General features: G+C 33.5%; 16 protein-coding genes. 13 read left to right on the top strand and 3 right to left on the bottom strand.

Features of this window, described 5'->3' with window-relative positions:
* The first annotated feature begins 102 nt into the window (after nucleotides 1-102).
* The 3 genes from BW731_RS02830 (at nucleotide 103) to BW731_RS02820 (ending at nucleotide 7,139) form a co-directional block, all read left to right on the top strand.
* A complete protein-coding gene (locus BW731_RS02830) occupies nucleotides 103-5,454 on the top strand; it encodes a S8 family serine peptidase (protein WP_079345537.1) in 5,352 nt (1,783 codons plus the stop codon).
* A gap of 150 nt (nucleotides 5,455-5,604) precedes the next feature.
* A complete protein-coding gene (locus BW731_RS02825) occupies nucleotides 5,605-5,958 on the top strand; it encodes a PTS glucitol/sorbitol transporter subunit IIA (protein ID WP_071456441.1) in 354 nt (117 codons plus the stop codon).
* 11 nt (nucleotides 5,959-5,969) lie between these two features.
* The gene (locus BW731_RS02820) at nucleotides 5,970-7,139 is read left to right on the top strand and encodes an AI-2E family transporter (protein ID WP_233120419.1); all 1,170 of its coding nucleotides are present in this window, start codon (nucleotides 5,970-5,972) and stop codon (nucleotides 7,137-7,139) included.
* A 166-nt stretch (nucleotides 7,140-7,305) separates the two neighbouring features.
* On the opposite strand, the gene BW731_RS02815 is transcribed toward BW731_RS02820, so the two are convergent.
* Nucleotides 7,306-8,163 carry a LysR family transcriptional regulator gene (locus tag BW731_RS02815; RefSeq protein ID WP_158080141.1) on the bottom strand — a complete coding sequence of 286 codons (858 nt, stop codon included), beginning with the start codon at nucleotides 8,161-8,163 and terminating at the stop codon, nucleotides 7,306-7,308.
* Between the two features lie 144 nt (nucleotides 8,164-8,307).
* Between BW731_RS02815 and BW731_RS02810 the strand changes: the two genes are divergently transcribed.
* The gene (locus BW731_RS02810; protein WP_079345533.1) at nucleotides 8,308-8,598 is read left to right on the top strand and encodes a hypothetical protein; all 291 of its coding nucleotides are present in this window, start codon (nucleotides 8,308-8,310) and stop codon (nucleotides 8,596-8,598) included.
* Between the two features lie 49 nt (nucleotides 8,599-8,647).
* Here the strand turns inward: BW731_RS02810 and zwf are convergent, their stop codons facing one another.
* Nucleotides 8,648-10,156 (bottom strand): glucose-6-phosphate dehydrogenase, encoded by a 1,509-nt coding sequence (gene zwf, locus BW731_RS02805; protein ID WP_079345531.1) that lies wholly within the window; start codon nucleotides 10,154-10,156, stop codon nucleotides 8,648-8,650.
* A 183-nt stretch (nucleotides 10,157-10,339) separates the two neighbouring features.
* Here zwf and BW731_RS02800 point away from each other — a divergent pair, with 183 nt between their 5' ends.
* From BW731_RS02800 to BW731_RS02775, 6 genes are all read left to right on the top strand, one after another.
* Nucleotides 10,340-11,083 carry an acyl-[acyl-carrier-protein] thioesterase gene (locus BW731_RS02800; protein ID WP_079345529.1) on the top strand — a complete coding sequence of 248 codons (744 nt, stop codon included), beginning with the start codon at nucleotides 10,340-10,342 and terminating at the stop codon, nucleotides 11,081-11,083.
* 75 nt (nucleotides 11,084-11,158) lie between these two features.
* Nucleotides 11,159-12,325, top strand: coding sequence for a betaine/proline/choline family ABC transporter ATP-binding protein (locus BW731_RS02795; protein ID WP_079345527.1), 1,167 nt, complete (start codon nucleotides 11,159-11,161; stop codon nucleotides 12,323-12,325).
* The gene (locus BW731_RS02790; protein ID WP_079345525.1) at nucleotides 12,325-12,960 is read left to right on the top strand and encodes an ABC transporter permease; all 636 of its coding nucleotides are present in this window, start codon (nucleotides 12,325-12,327) and stop codon (nucleotides 12,958-12,960) included. Before BW731_RS02795 ends, BW731_RS02790 begins: the two co-directional genes overlap by 1 nt.
* Nucleotides 12,960-13,889 carry an osmoprotectant ABC transporter substrate-binding protein gene (locus tag BW731_RS02785; protein ID WP_079345523.1) on the top strand — a complete coding sequence of 310 codons (930 nt, stop codon included), beginning with the start codon at nucleotides 12,960-12,962 and terminating at the stop codon, nucleotides 13,887-13,889. The genes BW731_RS02790 and BW731_RS02785 overlap by 1 nt, the downstream gene beginning before the upstream one ends.
* Entirely contained in the window at nucleotides 13,889-14,584 is a 696-nt protein-coding gene (locus BW731_RS02780; protein WP_079345521.1) for an ABC transporter permease, read from the top strand. Before BW731_RS02785 ends, BW731_RS02780 begins: the two co-directional genes overlap by 1 nt.
* A gap of 90 nt (nucleotides 14,585-14,674) precedes the next feature.
* The gene (locus BW731_RS02775) at nucleotides 14,675-15,892 is read left to right on the top strand and encodes a pyridoxal phosphate-dependent aminotransferase (RefSeq protein ID WP_079345519.1); all 1,218 of its coding nucleotides are present in this window, start codon (nucleotides 14,675-14,677) and stop codon (nucleotides 15,890-15,892) included.
* Nucleotides 15,893-15,921: 29 nt separating this feature from the next.
* Here the strand turns inward: BW731_RS02775 and BW731_RS02770 are convergent, their stop codons facing one another.
* The gene (locus BW731_RS02770) at nucleotides 15,922-16,095 is read right to left on the bottom strand and encodes a DUF2187 domain-containing protein (protein ID WP_071456452.1); all 174 of its coding nucleotides are present in this window, start codon (nucleotides 16,093-16,095) and stop codon (nucleotides 15,922-15,924) included.
* A gap of 236 nt (nucleotides 16,096-16,331) precedes the next feature.
* On the opposite strand from BW731_RS02770, the gene nagA reads away from it, so the two are divergent.
* The 3 genes from nagA (at nucleotide 16,332) to BW731_RS02755 (ending at nucleotide 19,671) form a co-directional block, all read left to right on the top strand.
* On the top strand, nucleotides 16,332-17,483 hold the full coding sequence (gene nagA, locus BW731_RS02765; protein WP_079345517.1) for an N-acetylglucosamine-6-phosphate deacetylase: 1,152 nt from the start codon (nucleotides 16,332-16,334) through the stop codon (nucleotides 17,481-17,483).
* A 62-nt stretch (nucleotides 17,484-17,545) separates the two neighbouring features.
* Complete coding sequence (locus BW731_RS02760; protein WP_079345515.1) at nucleotides 17,546-18,637, top strand: M24 family metallopeptidase; 1,092 nt, start codon at nucleotides 17,546-17,548, stop codon at nucleotides 18,635-18,637.
* A gap of 167 nt (nucleotides 18,638-18,804) precedes the next feature.
* Nucleotides 18,805-19,671, top strand: coding sequence for a YusW family protein (locus BW731_RS02755; protein ID WP_079345513.1), 867 nt, complete (start codon nucleotides 18,805-18,807; stop codon nucleotides 19,669-19,671).
* Nucleotides 19,672-19,814: the final 143 nt, after the last annotated feature.

Below are 19,814 nucleotides of genomic sequence, written 5' to 3'. Positions count from 1 at the left end.
TTGAAAATGAGAGGAAAGTTCATCATAATGAGAAAAAGTTAATAAATAACAAACAGTATTTTAATCTTATTGTTGTTATTAAATAATAAAAGGGGTAGGTATATGAAACAGTCGGTTGTTAAACGTTCGGCACTGCTAGCGAGTAGTCTTTTTTTATTGTCCACGCCAGTTTTGGATGCAACACTTGTATTAGCAAATGAAACGAGTAGTCAAAAGGAAACACAAACGAATCAAAAAAAGGTAGAAGAAAGTGTCAAAAATTTTTTGAATGAAGAAAAAGAATTGGCCAATAAAGCTGATGCAACTGATTTTTATACAAGAGTCAATGAACAGTTAAAAAATGAGGGACTAATCAAAGAAGGTACATCTAACACAACTATTGATAAAGAACAACGCATACGTGTAATGGTTCAGTTAGATGAGGATGTTGCTATAAATAAAGTTGACCTACCAACAGGTTCTAAACAATCTGTTCAGTCAATAGAAAAAGCGACAGATACAGTGGTCAAAAAACAATCGTCTGTAAAAGTAAAGATTGAAAAAATCGCAGGTTCAAAGGCCAAACGTTCATTTGGTTATTTGTTAAACGCGTTTTCTATTAATGTAAAAGTTGGAGACATTGAAAAAATTGAAGCATTAAGCGGAGTTGTATCGGTGACACCGGCGCAAGTATTTTATCCAACTGATACACATGCAAATGCAATTGCCGATGTACAAAAAGTTTGGGAAGAAAAGAAATTACATGGTGAAGGGATGGTTATCTCAATTATTGATAGTGGAATCGATCCAAGCCATAAAGATCTATTCTTATCCAATCCTGAAAGCGGTCCTTTAACTAAAGAAAGCGTTAAAAAAATGGATAAAGGGAAATACTTCAGTGAAAAGGTTCCATTTGGTTATAATTACGCAGATGGCAGCGATGATATTGTAGATGTGGGTGATGCTGGGATGCATGGCCAACATGTGGCAGGTATTGCTGGATCAAATGGTGAAGTGAAAGGGGTTGCCCCAGAAGCTCAGTTACTTGCGATGAAAGTTTTTTCTAATAACAAAGAGTTGAAAGGTTGTTATACAGATGACATTATTGCGGCTATTGAGGACTCGGTTAAATTAGGAGCGGACGTTATTAATATGAGTTTGGGTTCTGTTAGCGCAAATACTGATCCAAACGATCCGCAAAATCAAGCGATAAAACGCGCAAGTGATGCAGGTGTTATGTCAGTTATTTCAGCAGGAAATAATAGTGTGAGTGGGACAAACGACATGCATGACACTCCAAAAAATCTATTAAATACGTCAGATATGAGTACAGTCGGAAGTCCTGGAGTCACTACAGAAGCGTTGACTGTTGCGTCATCAGAAAATTCTATTGTGACACTTGAAACATTGAAAGATACATTAGGTAATGCAGTCTTTAGTTCAGTGCCAGAATTAACAGATGGGTCAACGACCATATTTAGTAAAGTTGAAACACAATATGGTGTACTAAATCAAGAACGCGAATTAATAGATGTAGGATTTGGTAAAGCAACAGATTATACAGATGAAGTGAAAAAATCAATAAAAGGAAATATTGCTTTGATACAGCGTGGCGAGATGTCATTTAGTGAAAAAGCAAAATATGCAAAAGAAAATGGTGCTGTTGCAGCCTTTATCTATAATAATACGGATGGCATTGTACAAATGTCCTTAGATGATGCAGAGTATCCAACAATTGGTCTGTCTGATGTTGATGGAGACGTGTTATTACAAGTAGCGAAGGATAAGAAAAAAGTAGCGTTCAATCTTGGAAAAGCTGAAGTTGACAATAAAATGTATGGTAAGATGTCAGATTTTAGTTCATGGGGACCAACACCTGAATTGAATTTTAAACCTGAAATATCTGCTCCTGGTGGTAATATTTATTCATTAGCTAATGGAAATAAATACCAAACAATGAGCGGAACAAGTATGGCGTCACCTTTTGTAGCTGGATCTCAAGCATTGATTTTACAAGCCATAAAAGCGAAAAAACTTAACTTGAGTGGGAAAGAATTAGTGAAGTTTGCAAAAGATTCTGCTGTTAATACATCTGTTCCAATGTTTGATGTGAGTCATACCAAAGAAATTATTTCACCACGAAGACAAGGTGCAGGTCAAATCAATGTGGCTTCAGCGATTGAAAATGAAGTCAGTGTCCTTTACACACCGACTAATGAATCAACGATAGCCTTAAAAGAAATTGGCCGTTCAACAACAATCGATGTGACGTTGACTAATCATAGTGATCAAGATAAAACATATACAGTAAATGATTATGGTGGAGTCTATACACAGAGTACTGACGCGAATAAAGAAATCTATGATACAAAAATAGATAAAGCTAATCTAACAACAAATAAACAAACAATTGAGTTAAAAGCTAAAGAGAGTAAAACTGTTTCGTTTAATTTGACGTTACCATTTTCTTTTTCAGAACAACAATTTGTTGAAGGCTTTATCGGATTTGACGGTGTGGATACACCTAACTTAGTTATTCCATACATGGGGTTCTTTGGTACTTATTCTAAAGATAAGGCAGTCGATCCTTTGATTTTCCAAGAAGGTCATGGCGCACCGACAGCATCAGGATTTTTAGTAAGTAATGGCAATAATATTTTAGGAATGGTGAAAAATGAAAAAGGTGAGTCAGTTGTCGATCCAGATGCGATGGCTATTTCTCCTAAAAATAATGATGGTGTTCAAGATTATAGTATGCCATATTTATTTTTCAATCGTAATTTCTCACAAGCAACATATGACATTATAGATGATAAAGGTGACACAATAAAAGAGCTTTACATTTCTAAAAATGGTCGCAAAGATTTCTTTAATTCAGGAACAGGAAAGTGGACAACACATGCCGTGTCTCAAGCAAAATGGGCAGGAACGTCATATAATAAAAAATCAGGCAAAGAAGAACAAGTGACAGATGGTCGTTACCAATACAAAGTGAGTGTTACTTCACAAAATGATGGATCAACTCAAGAAACATACATACCAATAACAGTTGATAATACAAAACCAGAAATTAAACATGTCGAGGTAAGTAAAACAGGAACGCTACTAGTTGAGGTAACGGATAATCTGTCTGGAGTGAAACCAGATGTTGTGGCTTTAAATGTAAATGGAAAAAATTACAAAATAGCTCTTAAGGAAGGTAGTAACAAAGATAAACGTAATCAGCAATATGAATCAACTCAGAAAATATCTAGTGTTTTTTCTCAAGGAAAAAATCAAGTAACTCTTGGAGTGAGTGATATGGCTGGGAATATTGCGACCTCAAGTATTGTTGCTCAACAAGGTGATAAAGAAAATATATTAATTTATAATCTGTCACCAAATCAAACAATTAGTCAAAATACAGCAGGATATAATAAAGAGACTGGGAGTTTTATACTAACAGGTAGTTACAAAAATGATACAGTATTTTATGTAGATGGTGTTGAAGTCAAAACATCAGATAAGGGATTATTTGAAGTCAGTGTTCCGATTACAAAAGATAAAACCAGTATATTATTTACGCAAGATAAAGAAGGCACTGACTTGTTTGGTGTGATGCCAGTAAAAGTGGATTTAGATACGCCTGTGATAGAAATAAACGATTCATCTGATGGGAAAATAAATACAACAGATAGTCAATATACGTTATCAGGTAATATCAGTGATGCAACTGAAGCTTTGCTTTATAACCCTAAAACAGAAGAAAAAATACCTTTAACATTAGATAACGGTACGTTCTCTAAAGAGCTCTCACTAATTTATGGAGATAATTTATATTATGTTGTTGCAACCGATGAATCGGGAAATCACACCACTCAACAGGTTGTCGTTCATTCATCTAGTGCAACGAAAATTGATAAAAATATGATTAAATTTGATAATATCGATTCTAGTCTATCAGTGATAAATACGGATAGCACAGGATATGATAAAGATAATAAAACATTAACCATAACTGGTAAGTTAGCCTATCCAGTCGCTAATTTTACATTAAATGGTGAAAAAGTACCTTATGATCCAACAACTTTAGCCTTTAGTTACCAAATGAAAAATATTTCAACAGGTTCATATCGTTTAACGGCTTACGTCCAAGACGATAAGTTAAATCAAGGGAAGCCAGTTGTTAATTATGGCTATACTATTTGGGTGGACGACACTTTACCATCGTTAACATTACATAATGTGGAGCAACAATCTGATGGACGATTAGTTGGGTTTACGAATCAAAATCCTTACGTTGTTCAAGCCACGATAACAGATAATTTAACGGGTTATGATTTTAGTATAAATAATAATCATGTTTACACTGATCCAAGCTATACAACATTTAATGAGTCGTTTTTTGATAAAAGACCAAGTGTGGATGTTGATTATAAAGTGTCTCTTTTACCAGAAGCAACATCTAAAATGACGGCAACATTATCTGACTTAGTTGGAAATAAACAAACATTAGATTTTGATATGAAACATCACAAAGATAATGCAATACCAGCTCCAAATGTAGTAAGTAGTGATGATAAATTAACACGTAAACCAGTCGTATTATCATCTAGTAATGAGACTGAAGTAGCTAATCATGTAGGTAGTTTTGAAAAGCCTAACTTGTATTACTCAACTGATAAAGAAAGTTGGACGGTTGTACCAACAGATGTCAGCGTCAGTGAAAATGGAAATTACTACTTTAAGTATGCTGATAAATATGGAAATGAATCAGCAGTCTCCGAAATAAAAGTAGATAATATTCGTACCGAAATAAAATCACTCCCAACTATTTCACTTAGCTCATATGGTGGGAAAGAAGAAAAAGTGACAGTGACGATTGGTTTAACGATTGAGGATACTGATACTCATCTCACGTATAGTTTAGATGAAGGAAAAACATGGGAAGAGTACAAAGAAGCATTTGACGTGACAAAAGATAGTGTATTACAAGTCAAATCAGTTGATACTGCGGGTAATGAAAGTCCAGTTTTAAGTGAAAACATCGTCGTAAAACCTAAACCAATCCAAAGTAAAGAAAGTACAACACAAACAGAATTAGAACAAACAGATAAAAAAGATGGTGAGACACAGACATCAAATGAATTAGAAGAATCACCATCTAAAGAAGAAAAAGGTAAAGCAGAAAAAGAGCAAACGCCACCTTTTGAAAATCAAGAAAAAGAAGATGAAAAAATAGTAGATAAAGAAGAGAATCAAAAAGAAAAAACTAGTCAACTATCGCAAGAGTCAATTGGATTCATTTCTAATGAAACGGTGAAACGAGTGAGTAATGTATCATCTAATCAAACGCAGGAAACCCTAAAATCATTTGCTAAACACCACTTACCAAAGACTGGTGAGACATCAAATAAAAAGGTAGTGATAATTGGTATACTGATGTTATCGTTAGTATCAATTGTATGGCTCAATAAACGAAAAAAGGAACAGTAAACTAAATAGATGCCGATGAAAGAGGGAGGAATTTAATTCCTTCTTCTTTTTTAAAAGGTTTTTAAATAATCTAGCATAAAATGAGAGTCTTTGTTGTGATTGTGGTATAGTTAAATTATAAAATATTAAAAAAGTGGGGAAGATATCGATATGATTAAATCAGTTGTCAAACAAATTGGGGAACACGCAATGGATGCTAAAGATGAAATGATTATTTTATTTGGAGAAAAAGTGACAGAAGAAATTGAAAAAGTTTCTGTTATTCAACAAGTTGAAACAAGTGGGCCATTTAATCTAGAAGTTGGTGATACCATTTTATTTGATGACCAAGAGTACCATATAGTTAAAATTGGGTCTGTTTCTAATAGACACTTAGAATCTATGGGACATGTAACATTGATGTTCAAAGATCCAGAAGGTATGGATGAACTATCAAATGCGATTTATCTGGAACCATATACGTTCCCTAAAATCAATGAAGGGACTATCATTACATATCGTTAGGGGGAAGATAGGTGAAGTTAAAAAAAGAGGGAAGCCCTAAGTCTTTATTCTATCGTTTGTTTTTAAACAACAAACTAGTAACAGGCTTAATGGTTGTATTGTTAATACTACTCATACTATTAGTATTTACTAAAGTATCTGACTTGTTTACACCTGTCGCGCAATTTTTAGGCATTGTTGGTGTACCAATCATTGTGTCAGGTTTACTGTACTACTTACTAAATCCAGTAGTCAATTTCTTTGAAAAACGTGGCATCAAACGCGTTTATACCATTAGTTTACTTTTTATTACTATTTTAGGGTTAATTATTTGGGGAATTGTTATTCTTGTTCCAAAAATTGAATACCAAACAAAAAGTTTTATTTCAGAATGGCCCCATTACTGGGATGTTATTGAACGAAAATCCACAGAGTTCTTATCTTTACCTGCTCTGAGTCAATTTAGTGAGCCTTTTGAGAAATACTTTAATGAACTAACAAATTCTATTAGTAGTTTAGCGAAATCCTTATCTAAAACAACATTTAACAGTTTAGGTAATATCGTTGGAGCAGTAGCAAATGTTGTTGTGACTGCTATTACTGTACCGTTTATTTTGTTCTATTTATTAAAGGATGGACGGAAATTAGTTCCGTACATTACGCCAGTTATTCCAATAAAAATGCGAAAGCCAACACTTAGAGTGTTAGAAGATATTAATAAACAATTATCTTCTTACGTACGAGGTCAAGTGACAGTAGCATTTGCTGTTTCTGTCATGTTTATGATTGGTTTTAGTGTTATAGGACTTGAATATAGTGTGACGTTAGGTATATTAGCAGGTTTGTTAAATTTAATTCCTTATATCGGGTCTGCTCTAGCAACAATTCCGGCGATTATATTAGCCCTTGTTAGTGGTCCTAAAATGTTAATTGCTGTGATTATAGTATTTATTATTGAGCAAACAATTGAAGGACGTGTGATTTCACCTTTAATTTTAGGCAGTCAGTTAGATATTCATCCTATTACGATTATTTTTGTCTTGTTATCAGCTGGTAAATTATTTGGTGTATTAGGAGTGATATTAGGTATACCTGGATATGCTGCTATTAAAGTGGTTGTCATTCATGTATTTAATTGGTACAAAGAAGTATCAGGTTTATATGAAGAAGAACAAGAGGAAGAAACACCAAGTGTGACTTAAAAAAGTCCAGGAAATTTGATTTCCTAGACTTTTTATTTTGTCTAAAAACTTTAAGTAGATAGTAGTATCTTTTTCACATTTATCCTAAAAAAGATTCATAAATAAGTGTTTTAATAATACTGTTCTTAGCTAAGAGAAAAGGTAAGAGACATAGGGACCTAATCACTTAATTAAACGATAAAAACTCAGTTAACATTTTTGGGAAGTACCTATTTTTTAAGTAAACCCATTGGTATGAGTAAGTGAGAGTAGGAAGTGTCACTTCATGTATATGAATACTTTTAGGTAATTCTCGTAGTAAAAATTCTGGAATAAAACTAACACATTGATTGGTTTTAATCAATTGTAAGAGTAGTTTTACATCTGCACAGCTTGTAATGTTTTTTTTGCAGCCAATCGAATTGTTTAACCAAAGAGTCAATTCTTTATACAATTTTTCATCTTTGTGTAGAGGTAAGATAATATCTTTTGACTGACGTAATATTTCATTCATTGTCCAATGCTCATCATAATTATCAGAGTAAACGAGGTAAACAGGAACCGTTTCTTTGTTAATTGAAATAAATTCATCTTCATTGAGGGCATAGTGAGTTAGGGCAACGTCAATTTGTCTAGCTTCCAACATTTCTTGCAATGTAGCTTGATCGTTTTGAAAAATATTTAATTTAATATCTGGATATGTTTTTAAATAGTCTTTAATAGTTGAATATAAAATGCTGGATAGTAGTGCATCGACGCCAATATTAATCGAACCAAGTGTGCCAACGTTACTATCTTGTATGCGTTGTTTGGCTTGATTTATTTGGGCGATGATGGACAGTGCTTCATCATACATAATACACCCACTAGGAGTGAGGTGATGTTGTTTTTTATGTCTTTCTACTAGAATAGTACCTAACTCAGTTTCTAGTTGCTTTAACATTTGACTTAAAGCTGATTGAGCAATATTAAGTTTTTTTGCGGCATCAGAGATAGTATTTGCTTCTGCTATGGCAATAAAATAAGTTAATTGTCTGATATCCATTTGATTATCTCCTTTCATATTAGAAAATAATTAAAAAATTAGATAATTTTAATGATATCAAAAAAATGGATAAACGTCATTAATTAATTGAATAGAACGTTAAAATAGCATACAGATTTTATTAAAGTTGAAGGGATGAGTGTTATGAAATCAAAAGAGCTTAAAAAAGAAGAGACAATAAATCGTATTGTAGAAACTATTGAGAAAATGGATAAGCATTTGGCTGATTATGAAAAAGAGGAAAAAACAACACAAAACAGATTAAAAGAATGGTTTTTTGAGAAAGAAGCTCTACATGATATTCGCCACATTTTACATGAGATTGATAAGTATGAGGGTGACGATTATAAAGAATTACGACCAGTAGATGAAAATTTTATGGAGCTTGGATTGGATGCACAAACTGCTTCTTTTATGAGAGATTATTTTTGTTAATATAAACATAAAAAGAGACGTCGATTTAGAATTTGACGTCTCTTTTGTATTATAGTAATTCTTTTTCTCGATACCATTGATCAGGTTCCCAAACCCAACTACGGCCATCTTTTTCTAGTAAATCGAACGATTCTTTTGGTCCCATAGTTCGAGCTGGATAAGTTGGAATAGCACCTGTTTCTTTATCCCAAGTTTGTCTTATAATATCAACAATTTTCCAAGATGCAGCCACTTCGTCCCAATGAGTGAAGTTAGTTGCGTCTCCTTTAAGACAATCAAGCAGGAGTTTTTCATAGGCCTCAGGGCTATTCTCAAGTGTTTCACTTGAATGGCGATAGTTTAATTTAACAGGATCTACTGCAAAACCAGGACCAACTTCTTTTCCGTTAAGAGTTAAAGAAAATCCTTCTGTTGGTTGGATATAGATAGTTAAAATATTTTCAGGTAATTCTTCAGATTGTGTTGATGCACGAAAAACGTTGATAGGCGTTGGTTTAAACACAATATTTATACGTGTCCCTTTTTCAGTTAGACGTTTACCTGTGCGAATATAGAAAGGAACGCCTGACCATCTAAAAGTATCAATCATAAACTTACCAGCAACAAATGTTTCAGTTGAAGAAGAAGGATCAACATCTTTTTCATCATGATATCCAACAAAGTTATTTTTTCCAAGATGCCCACTTGAATATTGTCCTCGAACAAAGTTTTCTTTAACTTCTTCTTCGTTGTAAATACGAATTGATTCAAGGGCATTAATTTTTTCTGTACGAATAGCGCGATCAGAAAAGATAGTTGGTGGTTCCATAGCAAGTAGAGCAACCACCTGAAGAATGTGATTTTGTACCATATCTTTTAATGCCCCACTCTTATCATAATATCCACCACGTTCTTCTACCCCTAAAGATTCGGCTAATGTGATTTGCACATTGTCGATATAATGATGATTCCATAACGATTCAAAAATGTTGTTTCCAAAACGAATAGCAGAAATATTTTGTACCATTTCTTTTCCTAAGTAGTGGTCAATACGGAAAATTTGGTCTTCAGTAAACGCAGCAGAAATCGAATCATTTAACTCTTTTGCCGTTTTGTAGTCCGTTCCAAATGGTTTTTCGATGATAAGGCGATTGAATCCATCGTCACTTAAAATATGTTCTGATTTGATGTGTTGTGCGATTGTTCCAAAGAAACTTGGTGCCATCGCCAAGTAGAAAATACGATTGCCCTCTAGTTGATATTCCTCATTTAATTCACTCGCTAATTTTTCAAGGGTGACATATTCTTCTGTATTAGTAACATTATGAGCTTGGTAATAAAAATGAGACGTAAAAGAATCTATTTCTTTTGGTGTTGGGTTTAATTCTTCGATACTTTCAGTGACAACTTCTCTAAAATGGTCATTTGTCCATTCGCGTCTAGCTGTTCCAATCACAGCAAAGTGTTTGCCAATTGCTCCTTTACGGAATAAACGAAAAAGAGATGGGTATAATTTTCGTTTGGCTAAATCTCCAGTTCCCCCAAAGATGATAAATAAAGCTTTGTTTTCTTGAGTCATCTTATTTCCTACTTTCCTTACGAAATATCTGAATAATCTTATTATTGGTCTTATTTTACTTGTAAAAGAGATACAAATCAATAAATTAAAGTTTTATGAGATTTTTTTTCACGTAATCATCACGAGAAAGTAATCCTTATTTCTATGATATAATTAATTAAAAATATATGAGAGGTTGAGAATATGGCAAAAAAATTTACTGAAAAGTACACAATTCCATATTACGATTGTGACTCTGAGGGTATGTTAAAAGTTCCTATGTTGATTAAGATGATGATAAGAACATCTAGTAATCAAAGTAATTCTTTAGGCGTTAATGATAGGTTATTAAAGCAATTTAACGTTAATTGGATCATTACGCAACATGATTTACAAATAACTGATCTTCCTAAAGTAAATGATGACATATATATTACAACGCAAGCAGAGAGTTACAATAAATATTTCTGTTACCGTCGTTTTTGGTTACATGATAGTGATAATAATGAATTAGCTTCTATGGAGTCAACATTTGCATTGATGGATATATCTACTAGAAAGGTTCATGCAGTACCAGATGAGGTAATTGCCCCCTTTGACTCTGAAAAAATTAAGCGAATCAAAAGGGGAGAAAACATTCCAAAGCTTCATGAAGATAATATCAATCGTTCGTTTGATGCAAGTTTTTGGGACATAGATGACAATCATCATGTTAATAATGCTACTTATCCAGCTTGGATGATGGATAGCTTATCCTATGATTTTTTAATAAATCATCAACCAACTCGCGTGATGATTAAATTTAATAAAGAGATTCGCTATGGAGAATCCGTTCAGAGTATAGTAGAAAAAACGGATGAATTAAAAACTATTCATCAAATTAAATCAGGGGATATTCTGTGTGCTGATGGATTGATACAGTGGGGAAAAAGACTAATAAATAGTTAGGCATACTATCATTTGCATATTAAGTTAAAATCATGCACACTTAAATTATAAAAATAAAAAGGGAGTTGCGAAATTTTGATTGAATTTCAAAATGTGTCGAAAATATATAAAGGAAATAAAAAAGCAGTATCTGATATGAACTTATCATTTGGAGATGGGGAGTTTATTTGTTTTATTGGAACAAGTGGTAGTGGTAAGACAACTGCAATGCGTATGATAAATCGTATGATAGAACCCACATCAGGCAAAATATTAATTGATGGCAAAGACATCATGACAGAAAATCCTGTTGATTTACGTCGTAGTATTGGTTACGTCATTCAAAATATTGGTCTGCTACCCCATATGACAATTAGAGATAATATTACACTAGTCCCTAAGTTATTGAAATGGCCTGAAGAAGAACGCAATGAAATAGCAGAGAGATTGATTAAGTTAGTTGAGCTGCCTAAAGAAATGCTTGATCGCTATCCAAATGAATTATCTGGTGGACAACAACAACGTATCGGTGTGATTCGTGCGTTGGCTGCTGATCAAAATATTATTTTGATGGATGAGCCTTTTGGAGCATTAGATCCTATCACTCGCGATTCATTACAAGATTTTGTTAAAGAATTGCAAGAAAAAATGGGGAAAACGATTGTATTTGTTACACATGATATGGATGAAGCTCTAAAATTAGCAACGAAAATTGTAGTCATGAGTCATGGAAAAGTGGTTCAATGTGACACACCTGAAAATATTTTACGTAATCCAGCGAATGATTTTGTCCGCGAATTAATCGGGGAAGAGCGTTTGATGCATAGTCAGCAAGACTTTATTACAGTAGGTGAAGTCATGATGAAACGTGCTATTTCGATTACACCAGAAAAATCATTGTCTCAAGCGATTCGTTTGATGCGTGAAAAACGAGTGGATACGTTACTTGTTGTCGATGGCAATAATGTCTTAAAAGGCTTTATTGATGTTGAGTCTATTAATGATAAGCGTGGATACTCAACAAGTGTTGGGGATATTATGGAGCTTGATGTATTCTATATTAAACAAACAGCCCTTTTAAGAGATGCCATTCAACGTATCTTAAAACGTGGTTTGAAATATGTGCCAGTAGTTGATGACAATAAAAAACTAGTCGGAATTTTAACTCGTTCATCTCTTGTAGACATGGTTTATGATACGATTTGGGGAGAAGAGGATTCATCATCTGCAGATGAAACACCAGTAGAGAAGGAGGAAGTATAATGAATACCTTCTTATTGGAAAATGGAAATGAATTAATTGTCAAAACATTTGAACATATATATATATCGGGCATCTCTTTACTACTTGGTGTAATTGTTGCGGTACCATTAGGTATTGCATTGACTCGCACAAATAAATTAGCAAACATTATCATTGGACTTGCTAGTGTGTTACAAACTATTCCTTCTTTAGCTTTACTAACGATGTTTATTCCTTTTTTTGGTGTCGGAAAAATGACAGCTGTCGTGGCCCTATTTATTTATTCGCTTTTACCTATTTTAAGAAATACATATTTGGGTATTAAAGGAGTAGATCCTAATATGGTAGATGCAGCTAAAGGAATGGGAATGACTGATTTAGAGCAAATTCGTCTTGTTGAAGTCCCTCTGGCTCTCCCCACAATTATGCGTGGTATCCGTTTGGGAACAGTTTACGTTATTGCTTGGGCAACTTTAGCCTCATATATTGGTGGTGGTGGTTTAGGTGATTTGATTTTTAGTGGGTTAAACTTATACAAACCAGAATTAATTATTGGAGGAACTATTCCAGTAGTGCTACTAGCTTTAATAAGTGATTTCTTGTTAGGACTATTAGAAAAAAGACTATCTCCTAAAATGAAGGAGGCTAATAGTTAATGAGAACAAAACAAAACAAATTATTATTCATTTTAATGATAGGGCTTCTCTTTTTAACAGGTTGCGAATTACCTGGATTAGGTGGTGGAAAAGGAGATACTCAAACCATTCGTGTCGGATCTTTGGCCACAACGGAAAATCAGATATTAGCCAATCTGGTTAAAGGGATGATTGAACATTATACAGATGATAAAGTCGTTCTTATCAATAATTTGGGAACAAGTACAGTAGCACACAATGCAATGGTTAATGGAGACATTGATATTTCTGCTGGTCGTTATACAGGGACGGACTTAAGTGGGACACTAAATTTACCTGCTGAAAAAGATCCAGAAAAAGCGTTTGATATTGTTTCAGAAGAATTTAACAAGCGATATCATCAAACATGGTTACCTTCTTATGGATTCGCTAATACTTATGCTTTTATGGTATCAAAGGAAACAGCTGAAAAATATAATTTGAAAAAAATTAGTGATTTGAAAAATGTTGCCGATCAACTAACAGCAGGTGTTGATACATCTTGGATGAAACGTGATGGAGACGGGTATCAAGCATTCTCAGACACATATGACGTCGATTTTAAAAAGGTTTATCCTATGCAAATAGGTCTTGTATATGATGCAGTTGCTGCTGGAAAAATGGATGTTGTTTTAGGGTATTCAACAGATGGACGTATTGCAAGTTATGATTTAGTTGTTTTAGAAGATGATTTGAGATTCTTTCCACCTTATGATGGTAGTATTGTGATTGATAATGATGTGATGAATAAAAATCCAAAATTAAAAGAAGCATTGCTTAAATTGTCTGGGAAAATAGATACAAAAACCATGCAACGACTTAATTATGAAGCAGATAATAATCTATTAGAACCTGAAACAGTCGCCAAAAAATTCTTACGAGAAAATAACTTTTTTGAGGGGGAAAAATAATGCAAGATATGAATATAATGCAACAGTTCTTTTATTATTTACAAAACAATAGTGGTTATGTCCTCTCTCAATTTGTTAGACATTTTCTTATTTCAATCTACGGGGTATTTTTTGCAGCTATTGTTGGGATTCCTATTGGGATTTTTATTGCTAAAAAACGTCGATTAGCTGATTGGGTAATTGGCGCGGCAAATGTCATCCAAACAGTGCCGTCACTAGCTATGGTGTCATTGTTAATGCTGGCATTTGGTTTAGGGGTGAATACGGTTATTATCACGGTGTTCTTATACTCCTTGTTACCGATTATTTCAAACACTTATACCGGTATGACACAAGTAGACAAAGACATACTTGATGCAGGAAAAGGTATGGGGATGACGCCATTTCAAAGATTATGGATGATTGAATTGCCATTATCTATTTCTGTTTTAATGGCAGGAATTAGAAATGCTCTTGTCGTAGCAATAGGTATTACCGCGATTGGATCATTTGTTGGAGCTGGTGGTTTAGGAGATATTATTATTAGAGGAACCAACGCGACAGATGGAACGGCTATTATTTTAGTTGGGGCGTTACCAACCGCTTTAATGGCGATAGTAACTGACTGGGTATTAGGATTGGTGGAAAAACGACTAGATCCAGCAGGAAAACTGGTTGGGGCGTCAACGGCAGTAGAAGGTAAAGACACACCATAAATAATTTAAAGAAAAATTAACTTGCTTTTCATTGTTTCTAGGTGTAATTTAGAAAAAATGAAGGCAAGTTTTTTATTAGGGGGAAAACCGATGAGACAATTTAAAAAATCATCCAAATTAGATTATGTTAGCTATGATGTAAGAGGTCCGGTATTAGAAGAAGCAGATAGAATGACTGCTAAAGGAATTGATGTATTAAAATTAAATACTGGAAATCCTGCTGCGTTTGGTTTTAAAGCTCCTGATGAAATTATTCATGATTTAATAACTAATGCTAGAGAATCTGAAGGTTATTCAGATTCAAAAGGAATTTTTTCGGCACGAAAAGCGATTCAACAATATTGCCAACTAAAAAAAATACCAAATGTTACGATTAATGATATCTATACTGGAAATGGTGTTAGTGAACTAATTACATTATCTATGCAGGCACTAATTGACAATGGTGATGAAGTACTTGTTCCTATGCCAGATTATCCTTTATGGACAGCAGCTATTACATTATCAGGTGGTCGTGCAGTACATTATGTGTGTGATGAGGAGGCTGATTGGTATCCTGATATTGATGATATCAAAAGTAAAATCACACCAAAAACTAAAGGGATTGTATTGATTAACCCTAATAATCCAACAGGTGCTTTATATTCAAAAGAGTTATTGCTAGAAATTGTGAAAATCGCAAGAGAGCATGAACTAATTATTTATTCAGATGAAATTTATGATCGATTAGTAATGGATGGTTTGGAACACGTATCCATTGCTAGTTTAGCACCGGATTTATGTGTTGTCACATTCAACGGGTTATCTAAATCTCATCGAGTTGCTGGATTTCGTTGTGGTTGGATGGTCATTAGTGGTGAGAAAAAACATGTTCAAGGATATATAGAAGGAATCAATATGCTGGCTTCTATGCGACTTTGCTCAAATGTTTTATCACAACAAATTATCCAAACAGCTTTGGGAGGTCATCAAAGTGTGGATGAATTATTATTACCAGGTGGTAGAATCTATGAGCAACGTGAATATATTACAGATGCACTAAATGCCATTCCAGGTGTGAGTGTAAAAAAACCACAGGCTGCTTTTTATATTTTCCCTAAATTAGATATTGAGCGATTTAATATAAGAGATGATGAAAAATTTGTTTTAGACTTTTTACATGAGCATCAAATTTTATTAGTCCATGGAAAAGGATTTAATATGTCTACTCCAGACCATTTTAGAATCGTATACTTACCAGAGATGGAAGAATTAAAAAAAGCGACAAAAAGTTTAGACACTTTCTTATCAACTTATAAACAAAAATAAAAGTAGCAAGCCAATCTGGCTTGCTACTTTTATTTTTGTTTAATATCTTTTTTACTAATAACAATTCTACCTAAATATTTTTCTTTTAATTCTTCATCTGGATTATTTACATCGATTAAAACTGAATTGTCGTATTCTTTTTCAATGACACCTTCATAGTTACTTCCTTGCCATTTAAAGAACACTTTTTCTTGAGTATCCATACTAATCTCTCCTATATCATCCAAAAATAAAAAACATTGTAATAATTATTTCTGTATTATAACATTAAAAACGCAAAATGTGGAATAAAAACCTTTTTATTTTATCACTATCAATCATATATAAATATACAGTACACTAATAAAAGTAGTTTTTATGAAATATCTAGACCATTTATTGACTAATGATGTAAAGAGTGATAATTTTAAAGTATTAATAAAAGAAAGAAGTGTTGGCAATGAAAAAAGTGATTTACGCTGATAAATTTTTTTTAGCAAGTGGCGAAACAGGACCTGGTTTTTTAAGTATTAAAGACGGTGTTTTTGGCGAAATATCATCTGAAAATCCTGATATAGATGCAGAGTTAGTAGACCTATCAGGTAAATGGGTGGCACCAGGATTAGTTGATACGCATATTCATGGGTATAAAAATCATGATGTCATGGATAATGATGCTGAAGGAATTAAAGTGATGTCAGAAGCCTTATTATCATGTGGAGTCACATCATTTTTACCGACAACGTTAACTTCAGATCATGAACGATTAAAAAACGTTGCCAAAACAATCGGAGAAGTAAAAGATGACGTTAAAGGGGCAAAAATTCAAGGTATTTATTTTGAAGGCCCTTTCTTTACTGAGGAACATAAAGGCGCTCAAAATCCTGGTTATTTTTCAGATCCAAGCATTGAGGTATTTAATGAATGGCAAGAAGCTTCAGGTGGCATTATCAAAAAAATAGCTCTCGCTCCTGAACGTGAAGGTGTGAAAGAATTTGTCCAACAAGTAACAGATAGTGGTGTTGTTGTGGCATTAGGGCATAGTAATGCAACCTTATCTCAAGCAAAAGAAGTAGTAGAATCAGGTGCTAGCGTATTTGTTCATACATATAATGGTATGCGTGGTTTAAACCATCGTGAACCAGGTATGGTTGGAGCGGCACTTAGTTTAGAACATGTTTTTTCAGAATTAATTTGCGATGGACATCATGTTCATCCAACTGCTGCTGAAATACTAATGGATTCGACTGGTAGAGATCATGTGGCATTAATTACTGACTGCATGATGGCAGGTGGTATGCCGGATGGGGAATACATGTTAGGTGAGTTTAATGTGACGGTTAAAGATGGAACAGCTAGAATGAGAGAAGGAAACTTAGCAGGAAGCATTTTAAAATTAAAAGAAGCTATCAAAAATGTGGTTGATTGGGGAATTGCAACACCATCAGAAGCGATAATGATGGCAACTTATGTGCCAGCAGTTAGCTGTAAAATGGATGATGTTTGCGGTATGATAAAACCTGGTAGAGCTGCTGATTTTATCGTATTAGATAAATCAATGAATTTAGAAGCAACATACCTAGACGGTGAATGCCGTTATGAAGTACAATGAACTAAGTAGAACGGTAGAGTTTTCTACCGTTTTTTTATTCAAGAAAAAGGAGTCGAAGTGCAATGAATAATGAACGAATGAATCGTGTGCTAAAAGAGATGGCACAACAACATTTACCCCAATTAGTGGTATCAGATCAAGCCTCTATTTCATATTTAACTGGTCAATCAATCGATCCAGGTGAGAGATTAGTTGCATTAATTATAAGAGAAAATGGTCATCATGTGGCAGTTATTAATAGGCTTTTTCCTGTTTCAGAATCTGATATAGGCATGCCGATTATTGCAGTTGATGATACAGACGAAGGAATGGGCGTATTAAAGTTAGCTAAAGAATTAGATAAATCACAACCAATTGCGGTCGAAAAAAATTGGGCTGCTCATTTTCTTTTAGATATTATGAAAGAAATAGATGTATCAATCAGTCAGTATACCTTAAGCTCTAATGTCATTGATAAAGTCAGAGCAATTAAAACAGAAGATGAGATAGAAAAAATGTTAGAAGCTTCTCATGATAATGATTTAGCTGTACATCAATTAATTGGATTAATACCAGAAGAGTTAACAGAATTAGAAATGACAAAACGTTTAGAGAAAATTTATCACGATTTAGGAAATGACGGCTTTTCTTTTGAACCAATCGTAGCATACGGAGCAAATGGTGCAGATCCACATCATATGAACGATGATTCTGTTGTTAAAGCGGGTGATAGTATTATTTTAGATATTGGTGGCATAAAAAATGGGTACTGCTCTGATATGACACGTACAGTTTTTTATAAAGAAGTATCTGAAAAAAGTCGCGATGTTTATGAGACAGTACTAGAAGCCAATAAACGTGCTATTGCAACTGTAAAACCAGGGGCACGTCTATGCGATATCGATGCGGCAGCAAGAGATTATATTGAATCTAAAGGCTACGGTGAATATTTTACGCATCGAACAGGTCATTTTATTGGGACTGAAGTTCATGAAGCAGGAGATGTATCAGCAAGTAATACAAACAAAGTATCAGAGGGTATGATTTTCTCTATTGAACCAGGTATTTATATTCCAGGTGAGGTAGGGGTGCGAATTGAAGATCTAGTTGTTGTAACCAAAGATGGATGCAAAATATTAAATGAATACCCAAAAGAATTAATTATTATTGATTAAAAAATTTAAAATTATTTTTATAAAAAGTCGCTAAATTAACTTGAAAGGTTTATTTAACGGCTTTTTGTATTGTTTAACTATTTTAAAAAGACTATTTGACAAATAGTACTATTCATAATATAGTAGTGTTATAAGAATAATACATAACTATTTAGGAGGAAAAAGATATGTTTAAAAAGAAATTTACTAAGGTAGCAACATTATCATTATTAACATTATCATTAGGAGGTTCAGCGTTAGTTGTCAATACACAAAGTGTAGATGCGAAAACAGTTGTTTCTCAAACAGCTAAAAAATCAGTTATTACATTTACAAAAGCTGATTTAGAAAGTGCAACAAATGTCAATTTATCATTGTTTAATGTTCAAAAAATATACAATTCTTTATCGAAAGCAGACGCATGGAAGTCATTAGGATACAATGATTCTCAAGCAGCGAAGATAGCACAACGTGTTTCATTAAGCTCACGTCAAGCTCAAGGTATTTTAAAAGACATGGTGAATAATACAAACGTTGAATTCAAAGTTGTTTACATGAATACTGGTTGGTTTGAACGTGTAAATATTGGTTCTGAAGTGGTAACAGTGGATGTGCCAGAAACAGAAAAACCAGAAACAGAAAAACCAGAAACAGAAAAACCAGAAACAGAAAAACCAGAAACAGAAAAACCAGAAACAGAAAAACCTGAAGTTGATTTACCAGCAACTGGTACATTAGATAAAAATATTAAAGAAATTGAAATTGAAATCGACTACCGTGCAAAAAACAAAGACATTGATTTAGATGTTGACGTTAAAAAAGATGGTCGCGTAAAAGCAGAGTTTGAAAACGAAGCAACAAAAACAAAAGTAAAAGGTGATCAAGCTGAAGCGATTGCGATTGACATTTTTGATGGTGTAGATGTTCGCACTATGTCTAAAAACGATATTAAAAATCATGTATTAAACAAATTAAATGCAGATAAAAACTTCAAGAAATTTGATTTTAAAGTGAAATATTTTGACGGATCAAAAGTTGATTTTAAAATAAAATAATGAGTTTTCTCTCAATTAGTTAGGTTACTATAAAGTAAGGTCAAACTTATTTTATAGTAACCTTTTTTATTATAGTGTTTATCTTTTGTTAGAATTCGTGTAATATTAACAATGAATGATTGCCGTAGGAGGCTTTTAGAAGA

The sequence above is a fragment of the Vagococcus martis genome, assembly GCF_002026305.1.
Lineage (GTDB): Bacteria > Bacillota > Bacilli > Lactobacillales > Vagococcaceae > Vagococcus > Vagococcus martis.
This window is presented reverse-complemented; position numbering and strand designations above follow the sequence as displayed.

Bases quoted from the DNA above. Each gene is read 5' to 3' on its own strand.
- BW731_RS02810 (WP_079345533.1), top strand. From the start codon at position 8,308: ATGAAATCAAAAGAGCTTAAAAAAGAAGAGACAATAAATCGTATTGTA.
- BW731_RS02775 (WP_079345519.1), top strand. From the start codon at position 14,675: ATGAGACAATTTAAAAAATCATCCAAATTAGATTATGTTAGCTATGAT.
- BW731_RS02815 (WP_158080141.1), bottom strand. From the start codon at position 8,163: ATGGATATCAGACAATTAACTTATTTTATTGCCATAGCAGAAGCAAAT.
- BW731_RS02800 (WP_079345529.1), top strand. From the start codon at position 10,340: ATGGCAAAAAAATTTACTGAAAAGTACACAATTCCATATTACGATTGT.
- BW731_RS02760 (WP_079345515.1), top strand. From the start codon at position 17,546: ATGAATAATGAACGAATGAATCGTGTGCTAAAAGAGATGGCACAACAA.
- BW731_RS02780 (WP_079345521.1), top strand. From the start codon at position 13,889: ATGCAAGATATGAATATAATGCAACAGTTCTTTTATTATTTACAAAAC.
- nagA (WP_079345517.1), top strand. From the start codon at position 16,332: ATGAAAAAAGTGATTTACGCTGATAAATTTTTTTTAGCAAGTGGCGAA.
- BW731_RS02770 (WP_071456452.1), bottom strand. From the start codon at position 16,095: ATGGATACTCAAGAAAAAGTGTTCTTTAAATGGCAAGGAAGTAACTAT.
- BW731_RS02790 (WP_079345525.1), top strand. From the start codon at position 12,325: ATGAATACCTTCTTATTGGAAAATGGAAATGAATTAATTGTCAAAACA.
- BW731_RS02825 (WP_071456441.1), top strand. From the start codon at position 5,605: ATGATTAAATCAGTTGTCAAACAAATTGGGGAACACGCAATGGATGCT.
- BW731_RS02755 (WP_079345513.1), top strand. From the start codon at position 18,805: ATGTTTAAAAAGAAATTTACTAAGGTAGCAACATTATCATTATTAACA.
- BW731_RS02785 (WP_079345523.1), top strand. From the start codon at position 12,960: ATGAGAACAAAACAAAACAAATTATTATTCATTTTAATGATAGGGCTT.
- BW731_RS02830 (WP_079345537.1), top strand. From the start codon at position 103: ATGAAACAGTCGGTTGTTAAACGTTCGGCACTGCTAGCGAGTAGTCTT.
- zwf (WP_079345531.1), bottom strand. From the start codon at position 10,156: ATGACTCAAGAAAACAAAGCTTTATTTATCATCTTTGGGGGAACTGGA.